Annotated in this window: 9 protein-coding genes; 3 read left to right on the forward strand and 6 right to left on the reverse strand. The window is 72.7% G+C overall.

Annotation, left to right across the window (positions count from 1 at the left end; all coding sequences use genetic code 11):
- Positions 1-395 precede the first annotated feature (395 nt).
- The 4 genes from ACIRVK_RS14755 to hrcA all read right to left on the reverse strand — a co-directional run bounded on the left by ACIRVK_RS14755 (position 396) and on the right by hrcA (position 4580).
- Positions 396-1142, reverse strand: coding sequence for a 16S rRNA (uracil(1498)-N(3))-methyltransferase (locus tag ACIRVK_RS14755; RefSeq protein WP_404246833.1), 747 nt, complete (start codon positions 1140-1142; stop codon positions 396-398).
- The gene (locus ACIRVK_RS14760) at positions 1139-2215 is read right to left on the reverse strand and encodes a nitronate monooxygenase (protein ID WP_404246835.1); all 1077 of its coding nucleotides are present in this window, start codon (positions 2213-2215) and stop codon (positions 1139-1141) included. Before ACIRVK_RS14760 ends, ACIRVK_RS14755 begins: the two co-directional genes overlap by 4 nt.
- A gap of 211 nt (positions 2216-2426) precedes the next feature.
- Positions 2427-3563 carry a molecular chaperone DnaJ gene (gene dnaJ / locus ACIRVK_RS14765; RefSeq protein ID WP_404246837.1) on the reverse strand — a complete coding sequence of 379 codons (1137 nt, stop codon included), beginning with the start codon at positions 3561-3563 and terminating at the stop codon, positions 2427-2429.
- Complete coding sequence (gene hrcA / locus ACIRVK_RS14770; RefSeq protein WP_404246839.1) at positions 3564-4580, reverse strand: heat-inducible transcriptional repressor HrcA; 1017 nt, start codon at positions 4578-4580, stop codon at positions 3564-3566. It abuts the gene before it with no gap.
- Positions 4581-4729: 149 nt separating this feature from the next.
- Between hrcA and ACIRVK_RS14775 the strand changes: the two genes are divergently transcribed.
- Positions 4730-5461: an MBL fold metallo-hydrolase gene (locus tag ACIRVK_RS14775; protein WP_404246841.1), complete on the forward strand. Its 732-nt coding sequence runs from the start codon at positions 4730-4732 to the stop codon at positions 5459-5461.
- A 31-nt stretch (positions 5462-5492) separates the two neighbouring features.
- On the forward strand, positions 5493-6296 hold the full coding sequence (locus ACIRVK_RS14780) for a DUF3097 domain-containing protein (protein WP_404246843.1): 804 nt from the start codon (positions 5493-5495) through the stop codon (positions 6294-6296).
- On the opposite strand, the gene hemW is transcribed toward ACIRVK_RS14780, so the two are convergent.
- Both hemW and ACIRVK_RS14790 read right to left on the reverse strand, forming a co-directional pair.
- Entirely contained in the window at positions 6297-7529 is a 1233-nt protein-coding gene (gene hemW / locus ACIRVK_RS14785) for a radical SAM family heme chaperone HemW (protein ID WP_404246845.1), read from the reverse strand.
- A gap of 31 nt (positions 7530-7560) precedes the next feature.
- The gene (locus tag ACIRVK_RS14790) at positions 7561-9546 is read right to left on the reverse strand and encodes a SpoIIE family protein phosphatase (protein WP_404246846.1); all 1986 of its coding nucleotides are present in this window, start codon (positions 9544-9546) and stop codon (positions 7561-7563) included.
- 102 nt (positions 9547-9648) lie between these two features.
- On the opposite strand from ACIRVK_RS14790, the gene ACIRVK_RS14795 reads away from it, so the two are divergent.
- On the forward strand, positions 9649-10654 hold a 1006-nt coding region (locus tag ACIRVK_RS14795), incomplete at its 3' end, for a HAMP domain-containing protein (protein WP_404246847.1).

Here is a 10654-nt window from a genome sequence, read left to right on the forward strand (position 1 = left end):
ACGGTCATCTCCCCTGGATGCGGACCGGCATCGAGAAGTCGGTAAGCAGCAAGCACTCCCGGGGTCAAAAGGCAGCCCCTGCCACAGACCGTCACCGGCAGGCAGCAGGGGCCGCAGAAGCTCCACGCACCTCGGCATAGAAGCGTTTTCGCCCTCGCCTGCGGTGCAGACGATTCCGGTCCGTGCCGTACGCGACAGCACCACGGGTTCCTGCTTCACAGGCCCCCGCCGCTCCCGAAAGAGCCGGTCTTACAGGGCCTCCACAGGCGTGACTTCCCGCCCGTCCGGCGGTAGATCCTGCTGGATGCGACAACCGTAGCAACGCCGACAGCCCGATATAGCAAGGTGAGCAGCGTTCCCGCCTCAAGAGGTAAGCGTCGCACAAACGACCTACGTCAGGACCAGCGGCCGGTGCGGCCCAGGAGCAGGGCCGCGGCCGCGGTGCCGGCGGTCGATGTACGCAGCACGGTGGGCCCCAGCATGTACGCCTTCGCACCCGCCTCCTCGAAAAGTGCCAACTCGTCCTTGGAGACGCCCCCTTCGGGGCCGACGACGAGCACGATCTCGCCGTGGGCGGGGAGTTCGGCGGTGGCCAGGGGCTCGCTCACGTGCTCGAAGTCGGAGTGCAGGACGGCCGCGAGGTCGGCCTTGGCGAGAAGTGCGGCCACCTGTCTGGTCGTCGCCGCGTCCGCGATCTCCGGGAAGCGGACCCGTCGCGACTGTTTGCCGGCCTCGCGGGCGGTGGCCCGCCACTTCGCGAGCGCCTTCAGGCCGCGGTCGCCCTTCCACTGGGTGATGCAGCGCGCGGCCTGCCAGGGCACGACGGCGTCGACGCCGACCTCGGTCATGGTCTCCACGGCCAGCTCGCCGCGGTCGCCCTTGGGCAGGGCCTGCACGACGGTGATGCGCGGCGAGGGCGCCGGTTCCTCGGACACCGAGGTGATCCGCACGACCAGCCGGTCCTTGCCCTCGGTGGCGAGCACCTCGCAGGCGGCGTGCCGTCCCGCGCCGTCGGTCAGGACGACCTCCTCGCCGGGCTGCAGCCGCTTCACGGAGACCGCGTGCCGGCCCTCGGTACCGTCGAGGACGTACTGCCCGGCCTCGGCCGGCAGGTCCTCGGCCACGAACACCGGCGCGGTCATCGCGGGTCCCCCTTGCCGGACAACGCTGTCCTGGCCGCGTCGAGTTCGGCGGTGAGGACCTCCACGAGCTGCCCGGCGGGCAGCTCGCGGGCCATCCGGTGGCCCTGGCCCGCCCACAGCGCCATGCCCTGCGCGTCGCCGGACGCGGCGGCCTTCTTGCGCAGCGGGGAGGTGATGTGGTGGATCTCGGGGTAGGCGGCGGGAGCGTAGGGGCCGTGCTCACGCATGAAGCGGTTGACCAGGCCGCGGGCCGGGCGGCCGGAGAAGGCGCGGGTCAACTCCGTACGCGTGAACAGGGGATTCGTGAGGGCCTGCTTGTGGACGGCGGCCGCTCCGGACTCGGGGGTGGCGAGGAACGCCGTGCCGAGCTGGGCCGCGCTCGCGCCCGCCGCGAGGACGGCGGCGATCTGACCGCCGCGCATGATGCCGCCGGCCGCCACGACCGGGATCGTCACGGTCTCGCGGACCTGGGCGACGAGGGAGAGCAGGCCGATGCCGGACTGGTCGTTCTCCGGGTTGTCGCGGTGGGTGCCCTGGTGGCCGCCGGCCTCCACGCCCTGCGCGATCACCGCGTCGGCGCCGGACCGCTCCACGGCGAGGGCCTCCTCGGCGGTGGTCGCGGTGACCAGGGTGAAGGTGCCCAGACGGTGCAGGGAGTCGATGACCTCGCGGGTGGGGACGCCGAAGTGGAACGACACCACGGGCACCGGGTTGTCCAGCAGCACGGCGAGCTTGGCGTCGTAGCCGTCGTCACGGCCGCTGTCGGGGTCGCCGAGCTCGGTGTCGTACCAGGTGGCCTCGCCGGCCAGCTGGTGGCGGTAGATGTCGACGGCGCCCTGGTCCGCGTACTCGGGCTGCGGCATGAAGAGGTTCACGCCGAAGGGGCGGCCGGTGAGGCTGCGCAGCTGCTTGATCTCCTGGTACATGCCGTCGGCGGTCTTGTACCCGGCGGCCAGGAACCCCAGCCCGCCGGCCTCGCACACGGCGGCGGCGAGGGCGGGCACGGAGACGCCGCCCGCCATGGGGGCCTGCACGATCGGATGCGGGAAGAGATCGGTCAGTGCGGAGGACATGGCCGCATGTTGTCACGTCCTCCGAACAAGTCCGAATCGGGCAGCCCCCATGGCATAGGCCAGGTGAATGGGTGAGCCTCAGCGCCGGTTGATCGCCGCGTCAGCGACCATTGAACGCATCCTTCAACCGCGAGAACAGCCCCTGCCGCCCCGGCTGACTGTGCCTGCCCAGGGGCCAACCCCCGAACCCCCGGCCGCCCACCAGTCCGCGTCAGCGACCATTGAACGCATCCTTCAACCGCGAGAACAGACCCTGCTGCCCCGGCTGGAACTGCCCCTGTGGGCGTTCCTCGCCGCGGAGTTTGGCGAGTTCGCGCAGGAGGCGTTCCTGTTCGGGGTCGAGCTTGGTCGGGGTGGTGACCTCGACGTGGACGATGAGGTCGCCCCGGCCGCCGCCGCGCAGGTGGGTGACGCCCCGGCCGTGCAGCGGGATCGACTGGCCGGACTGGGTGCCGGGCCGGATGTCGACCTCCTCCATGCCGTCCAGCGTCTCCAGCGGCACCTTGGTGCCCAGGGCCGCGGCCGTCATCGGGATCGTCACCGTGCAGTGCAGGTCGTCGCCGCGCCGCTGGAAGGTGGCGTGCGGGAGCTCGTGGATCTCGACGTACAGGTCGCCGGCCGGACCGCCGCCGGGACCGACCTCGCCCTCGCCCGCGAGCTGGATGCGGGTGCCGTTGTCCACACCGGCCGGGATCTTGACCGTGAGGGTGCGGCGGGAGCGGATCCGGCCGTCGCCGGCGCACTCCGGGCACGGGGTCGGCACGACCGTGCCGAAGCCCTGGCACTGGGGGCAGGGGCGGGAGGTCATGACCTGGCCCAGGAAGGACCGGGTCACCTGGGAGACCTCACCGCGGCCGCGGCACATGTCGCACGTCTGCGCGGAGGTGCCGGGGGCCGCCCCCTCGCCGTTGCAGGTGGTGCAGACGATCGCGGTGTCGACCTGGATGTCCTTCGTGGTGCCGAAGGCCGCCTCGTCGAGCTCGATCTCCAGCCGGATCATCGCGTCCTGGCCGCGCCGGGTGCGTGAGCGTGGGCCGCGCTGGGACGCCGTGCCGAAGAACGCGTCCATGATGTCCGAGAAGTTCCCGAAGCCGCCGGCGCCGAAGCCGCCCGCGCCACCGCCGCCCGCCTGCGAGAGCGGGTCGCCGCCGAGGTCGTAGACCTGCTTCTTCTGCGGGTCCGAGAGCACCTCGTAGGCGGCGTTGATCTCCTTGAACCGCTCCTGGGTCTTCGGGTCCGGGTTGACGTCCGGGTGCAGCTCGCGTGCGAGCCGCCGGAAGGCCTTCTTGATCTCTTCCTGCGACGCGTCGCGGCGCACGCCGAGAACGGCGTAGTAGTCCGTGGCCACTTACGACTCCGCCAGGATCTGTCCGACGTACCGTGCCACCGCTCGTACCGCTCCCATCGTTCCCGGGTAATCCATGCGGGTCGGTCCGACCACGCCGAGTTTGGCGACTGCCTCGCCGCCCGAACCGTAGCCGACGGAGACCACGGAGGTGGAGTTGAGTCCCTCGTAGGCGTTCTCGTGACCGATGCGTACGGTCATGCCCGAATCCCCGGCCTCGCCCAGCAGCTTGAGGAGCACGACCTGCTCCTCCAGCGCCTCCAGAACGGGCCGGATGGTGAGGGGGAAGTCATGGGCGAAGCGGGTCAGATTGGCGGTTCCGCCGATCATCAGCCGCTCCTCGTTCTCCTCGACGAGCGTCTCCAGGAGGGTGGAGAGCACCGTCGCAACGGTACCCCGGTCCTCCAGGTCGAAGCCCTCGGGGAGGTCCTCCACGAGTCGGGGGACGTCCGTGAAGCGCCGTCCCGCGACCCGGCTGTTGAGCCGCGCCCGCAGGTCCGCGAGCGAGGCCTCGCCGAAGGGCGCGGGGCAGTCGACCATCCGCTGCTCGACCCGGCCGGTGTCCGTGATCAGCACGAGCATCACGCGCGCGGGGGCGAGCGAGAGCAGCTCCACGTGCCGCACGGTCGAGCGGGTCAGCGACGGGTACTGCACGACGGCGACCTGCCGGGTCAGCTGCGCGAGCAGCCGCACGGTCCGCGCGACGACGTCGTCGAGATCGACGGCGCCGTCGAGGAAGTTCTGGATCGCGCGCCGCTCGGGGCCGGTCATCGGCTTGACGCCGGCGAGCTTGTCGACGAAGAGGCGGTACCCCTTGTCCGTGGGGATCCGCCCGGCGCTGGTGTGCGGCTGGGCGATGAACCCCTCGTCCTCGAGGGCCGCCATGTCGTTGCGGACGGTCGCCGGGGACACCCCGAGGTTGTGCCGCTCGGTCAGGGCCTTCGACCCGACCGGCTCCTCGGTGCCGACGTAGTCCTGGACGATGGCGCGCAGCACCTGAAGCCGTCGCTCGTTCAGCATGCGCACACCTCCAGCAGTCGTCCCCTCGGCACTTCGCCTGGCACTCTGTCCGTCCGAGTGCCAGCGTTCCCCGGCCCAGTGTACGGCGGTGGGGTACACCCGCGGCAAGGTCGGCCCGGGTTGCCGGGGCGTACGGCTAGCGTCGCGGTATGACGGTGACTTGGGAAGAGCTGGGGTGGGAGCGGGTGGCGGCGGGGGTCGGGCGGTGCCGGCTGCCGAGGTGGGACTGCACGGCGGGGCTGGTCGTCGGGGCGGACACGGCACTGGTGATCGACGCGGGGTCGAGCCTCGCCGAGGGGGCGCGGCTGCGGACCCGGGCCGAGGAACTCGCCGGTCGCCGTGTGACCCATCTCGCGCTGACCCACCCCCACTTCGACCACGTCCTCGGCGCGGCGGCCTTCGCGGGCGCGGAGGTGTTCGGCGCGGTGGGCATGGACACGGTGTTCGGCGCCCGGCACGGGCGCGAGGAGCTGATCGCGGACGCGGTGCGGGGCGGCCTGGACGCCGACGCGGCGGAGGAGGCCGCGGCTGCCCTCGTCCCGCCCCGTCATCAGGTCTCCGGCGAGTGGACCCTCGACCTGGGCGGCGGCCGGCAGGTCCTGCTGGCGAACGTCGGCCCCGGCCACACGGCCCACGATCTCGCCGTCCTGGTTCCCGGCTCGCCGGAGGTGGTCTTCTGCGGCGACCTGGTGGAGGAGTCCGGCGAACCGCAGGCGGGGCCGGACGCCGTGCCGTCCCGCTGGCCGGCCGCCCTCGACCGGCTGCTGGCCCTGGGCGGCGAGGACGCGCTGTACGTGCCCGGTCACGGAGCGGTGGTGGACGCCGGCTTCGTACGGGCGCAACGGGACGCGCTCGCAACGCGTTTCGGCGTGTCTACGTGATCGCCCGCCGGCTTCTCCTATCGTCATCCGAATGCGCCAGTACTCCCCCGACCTGACCCCTCCCTGGAAGAGGCCGAAGCCCGTCCCCGAGGTCCCGGCGGAGCCCGGTCTGGTGGTGGAGGAGCCCGGCACCGGTTTCTGCGGTGCGGTGATCCGCTGCGAGGCGGGCACGGTGACCCTGGAGGACCGCTTCGGCAAGCACCGGGTCTTCCCGCTGGAGCCTCGGGGGTTCCTGCTGGAGGGCCGCGTGGTGACCCTCGTACGGCCGTCCGGGGCGGCTTCGGTACGCCCCGCCCGTACGGCGTCCGGTTCGGTGGCCGTCCCCGGCGCACGCGCGCGCGTGGCCCGCGCCGGGCGCATCTATGTCGAGGGCCGGCACGACGCGGAACTGGTGGAGAAGGTCTGGGGTGACGACCTGCGCATCGAGGGCGTGGTCGTGGAGTACCTGGAGGGCGTGGACGACCTGCCCTCGATCGTGGCGGACTTCGCCCCGGGTCCGGACGCACGGCTGGGCGTCCTGGTGGACCACCTGGTCCCCGGCACCAAGGAGTGGCGGATCGCGGAGTCGGTGACCAGCGAGCACGCCCTGGTCGTCGGCCACCCGTACATCGACATCTGGGAGGCGGTGAAGCCGTCTTCCCTGGGCATCGAGGCATGGCCGCGCGTCCCGCACGGCCAGGACTGGAAGACGGGCGTGTGCCGGGCACTGGGCTGGCCCTCGGACAACACGGGCGCGGTGTGGCAGGCGATCCTGAAGCGCGTGGGCTCCTACAAGGACCTGGAGCCGGAACTGCTGGGCCGCGTGGAGGAACTGATCGACTTCGTCACCGCGTAGTCAGTCCACCAGGTCCCTGACCACCGCGTCCGCCAGCAGCCGGCCGCGCAGGGTGAGTGCCGCCCGGCCCTCGTCGTACGGACCCTGCTGCAGCAGCCCGTCCGTCAGGGCCCGGCGGGCGGCGGCCAGGCCGTCCGGCCGCAGCAGGTCCAGCGGTACGCCCTCGCGCAGGCGCAGTTCCAGCAGGATGCGTTCGACGCGACGGTCCTCGTCGGACAGGCGTTCGCGCCCGGCGCCCGGTGATCGGCCCGACGCCAGGGCCGCCGCGTACGCGCCCGGGTGCTTGACGTTCCACCAGCGCACCCCGCCGACGTGGGAGTGTGCGCCGGGGCCCGCCCCCCACCAGTCGGCGCCGCGCCAGTACAGCTCGTTGTGGAGGCAGCGGGCCTCGGGGGTGGTGGCCCAGTTGGAGACCTCGTACCAGTCGAAGCCGGCCCCGGACAGGACGTCCTCGGCGATCAGATAGCGGTCCGCGTGGACGTCGTCGTCGGTCTTGGGGACCTCACCGCGGCGGATCCGGCGGGCCAGCTGCGTGCCCTCCTCGACGATCAACGCGTACGCAGAGATGTGGTCGGGGCCCGCGCCGAGCGCCGCCTCCAGGGACGCCCGCCAGTCGTCGTCCGACTCGCCGGGGGTGCCGTAGATCAGGTCCAGGTTGACGTGGTCGAAGCCGGCCGCCTTCGCCTCGGCCACGCAGGCCTCGGGGCGGCCGGGGGTGTGGGTGCGGTCCAGGACCTTCAGTACGTGCTGCTTCGCGCTCTGCATGCCGAAGGAGATCCGGTTGAAGCCGCCCTCGCGGAGGGCGGCCAGGTAGGCGGGGTCGACCGACTCCGGGTTCGCCTCCGTCGTGACCTCCGCGTCCGGTGCGAGGCCGAACGCGTCGCGGATCGCCGACAGCATCCGCACCAGGTCGCCCGCCGCCAGCAGGGTCGGTGTCCCGCCGCCGACGAAGACCGAGCGCACCGGGCGCGGGTCGTCTCCGAGGACCTTGCGGGCCAGGCGGATCTCGTCGGTCAGGGTGTCCGCGTAGTTGTCCCGGGAGGCGAGGACACCGCCCGTGCCACGCAGCTCGGTCGCGGTGTAGGTGTTGAAGTCGCAGTAGCCGCAGCGGGTCGCGCAGTACGGGACGTGCAGGTAGAAGCCGAGGGGGCGGGCGGACGCGCCGGCGAGGGCGGATGCGGGGAGTGCGCCGTCGGCGGGGACCGGCTCGCCGTCGGGGAGTGCGGAGGGCATGCCCTCCATTGTCCAGTACCGGGACGGGTGGCTACTGCGCCTGCAGCACCAGCAGCGCCAGGTCGTCCTCCGGCGGCCGGCCGCCGAACTCGTGTACCAGCCTCGCGATGCGTTCCGCGATCAGCTCGGCGTTCATCCCCGCGCAGCCGGCCAGGGCGGTGGCGAGGCCGTCGGCGTCGTCGAACTGGCGGGAGCCGGAGCGGCGCTCGGTGACGCCGTCGGTGACGCAGAGGAGGGTGTCGCCGGGGCGCAGCTCGAAGGTCTCGCTGGTGTAGGTCTCGTCCTCGATGACCCCGAGCAGGGTCTGCGGGCGGGCCGCCGTGCGCACGTCGCCGTCGGCGCCCAGGAGCAGCGGCAGGGGGTGCCCGGCGGAGGCGAGGGTGCAGCGCACGCCGGAGTCGACGGGTACCAGCTCGCCGTAGAGGAGGGAGAGGAAGCGGGTCTGCGGGCCGTCGCCGGGGGCCGGCGGGCGGCCGCTGGCGAGGGCGCGGGCCGCGGCGTCGGCGGCCTCGGTGGTGTCGTCGAGGAGGAGCTGGTTCAGGCGGTCGAGGACGTCGGCGACGCGGTAGCCCTCGCGGGCCAGCAGCCGCAGCCAGGGGCGGGCGAGGCCGATGAGGACCGCCGCCTCGGGTCCCTTGCCCTGGACGTCGCCGACGGCGAAGCACCAGCGGCCGTCGCCGGCCGGGAAGACGTCGTAGAAGTCGCCGCTGGGGCCGCCCTTGTCGTACGGCTCGTAGACGAGCGCGCTGCGTATGCCGGGGATCTCGGCCACGGCGAGGGGCAGCAGGCCGCGCTGCAGGACGCGGCTGATGGTGGCCTGGCGGGCGTACTGGCGGGCCGCGCCGATCGCGAGGGCGATCCGGCGGCTGAGGTCCTCCACCAGGCCGGTGACCTCGTCGGGGAAGCGCAGCAGGCCGGAGCGGCCGATGACGAGGGTGCCGAGCGGTCGGCCGCCCGCGATCAGCCGGTAGGCGAGGGCGGTGCCGTGCGCCTCGCGCAGCTCGAGCGCCCCACCGGGCCAGGGGTAGGGCACCGGCCCGGACCTCCCCCACTCTCGGCTGCGCTCGACCGGGGGGACCCCCATGCCGTCGGTGCCCTGCGGCGGGTCCTTCTCCAGCGCCCGGCGCAGTTCCTCGATGCGGTTCTCGCTGCCGTGCCAGACCCTGGCCAGCCGCGGCCCCGCGCCCGTGCCCCCTTCCGCGTCCCAGCCGTCGCCGCCCGCGCTCCAGCGGCCCGTGGCCTCGTCCTCCATCCACACCGCGCACCAGTCGGCGAGCCGGGGCACGATCAGCTGGCCGGCGAGCGCGGCAACGAGGTTCTCGTCGAGCTGCCCCGCGAGCAGGTCGGAGGCCTCGGCGAGGAAGGACAGGGCGCCCCGGTGCAGCCACTCCCGGTCGCGTTCGGCGCGCTGCGGCTCGGGCGCGAGGAACTCGGCGACGCTGAGGCCCTGTTCCAGGGTCTGCCGGGGTGCGAGCTGCGGCTGTGCCTCAGCGCCCGGGGCCGCCGGCCCTGCGGCCGTGTTCTGCTCGGGGCACAGCCGTGCCCACACCGTCTTGGCGCCCGTGCGGTAGGTGACGCCCCAGGACTCGGCGAGCGTGGCGACCAGGCGCAGCCCGCGGCCGTACTCCGGTGTCTCGTACGGCACTTCGGCGTCCGAGCCGCGCGGGGCGCGGGAGGGATGCTGGTCGCACACCTCGACGACGAGCGCGCCGGACGTCTCCTCCAGCCGGCAGTCCAGCTCGACGTCGGTGCCCGCGTGCACGACGGCGTTGGTGACGAGTTCGCTGGCCACCAGCACGGCGTCGTCGGCGAGACGGTCGGTGAGGTGCTCGGCGCCGGGGCGCTGCTCCTTGGCCCACTCGGTGAGCGCGGCGCGCAGCAGGGCGCGGGCGGAGCCGGGCGCGACGGCGCTTCCCGGCAGGGTCGCGTACGTCCGCGCGCCGCCGGGCGCCTCCCGGTGCCCAGGCATGCCGGAGGCACGGGAAGCGGTCTCCCGTTGCGTCGGTATGGCCCCCATGTCCAGCTCCCCGAGCAGTTCGGACGAATACGCCTCAGTCGATGCGGACAGAGTGACAGACTGGCCACGCCCATAAGCGCCGAGTTACCGAAGTGGGCCGCCATGAGTGAGAACAGTGCTACGCGTGTGCTCGAAGACGGTCAGAAACCGGAACAAGTCCGAGCATCGGAGCTGCGCCCGCTGCTCGCCGCGATGACGGCCGCCCGGGACGGCGACTTCACGAAGGCGCCGGAGACGGGTCACGGCATGGTGGCCGAACTGACCGCCGTCTTCAACCAGATCATGGACCGCAGCACCCACTTCAACGCGGAGACGCAGCGGGTCAAGCGGGAGCTGGTGCGCTCCGGCCGGCTGGACGAACGGCTGTCGGCGAGCCCTGGTCAGGGCGCCTGGACCTCCCGGGTCAACGACGTCAACCAGTTGCTCGACGCCCTGGTGGCCCCGGCCGCGAACGCGACGCGGGTGCTGGACGCGGTGGCCGGCGGCGATCTGACCCAGCGGGTCGATCTGCACGACGGGAACCGGCAGTTGCGCGGTGACCTGCGGCGCCTTGGCCGGGCGGTGAACAAGATGGTCGACCAGTTGTCGCTGTTCACCGGCGAGGTGACCCGGGTCGCACGCGAGGTGGGCACGGAGGGGCGGCTCGGCGGGCGGGCCAAGGTGCAGGGCTTGTCCGGGAGTTGGCGGGATGTGACTGAAGCGGTCAACACCATGGCGTCCCGGCTGACCGCTCAGGTGCGGGACATCGCCCTGGTGACGACGGCCGTCGCGCGCGGCGACCTGACCCGGACGGTCACCGTCGAGGCGACCGGTGAGCTGCTCGAGCTGAAGCTCACCGTGAACACGATGGTCGACCAGCTCTCCGCCTTCGCCGACGAGGTGACCCGGGTGGCCCGCGAGGTGGGCACGGAGGGGCAGTTGGGCGGCCGGGCGCAGGTGCGCGGGGTGAGCGGGGTCTGGAAGGACCTGACCGACAACGTCAACTTCATGGCCTCGAACCTGACCTCGCAGGTGCGCAACATCGCCCAGGTGACCACGGCGGTGGCCAACGGCGATCTCAGCCAGAAGATCACGGTCGACGCCAAGGGCGAGATCCTGGAGCTCAAGT

The sequence above is a fragment of the Streptomyces sp. NPDC101152 genome, assembly GCF_044768275.1.
GTDB lineage: Bacteria > Actinomycetota > Actinomycetes > Streptomycetales > Streptomycetaceae > Streptomyces.

What these genes read in the sequence shown, in the direction of transcription:
- ACIRVK_RS14790 (WP_404246846.1), bottom strand. Translation starts at nt 9,546, where the DNA reads ATGGGGGCCATACCGACGCAACGGGAGACCGCTTCCCGTGCCTCCGGC.
- ACIRVK_RS14780 (WP_404246843.1), top strand. Translation starts at nt 5,493, where the DNA reads ATGCGCCAGTACTCCCCCGACCTGACCCCTCCCTGGAAGAGGCCGAAG.
- ACIRVK_RS14760 (WP_404246835.1), bottom strand. Translation starts at nt 2,215, where the DNA reads ATGTCCTCCGCACTGACCGATCTCTTCCCGCATCCGATCGTGCAGGCC.
- hrcA (WP_404246839.1), bottom strand. Translation starts at nt 4,580, where the DNA reads ATGCTGAACGAGCGACGGCTTCAGGTGCTGCGCGCCATCGTCCAGGAC.
- ACIRVK_RS14775 (WP_404246841.1), top strand. Translation starts at nt 4,730, where the DNA reads ATGACGGTGACTTGGGAAGAGCTGGGGTGGGAGCGGGTGGCGGCGGGG.
- ACIRVK_RS14755 (WP_404246833.1), bottom strand. Translation starts at nt 1,142, where the DNA reads ATGACCGCGCCGGTGTTCGTGGCCGAGGACCTGCCGGCCGAGGCCGGG.
- hemW (WP_404246845.1), bottom strand. Translation starts at nt 7,529, where the DNA reads ATGCCCTCCGCACTCCCCGACGGCGAGCCGGTCCCCGCCGACGGCGCA.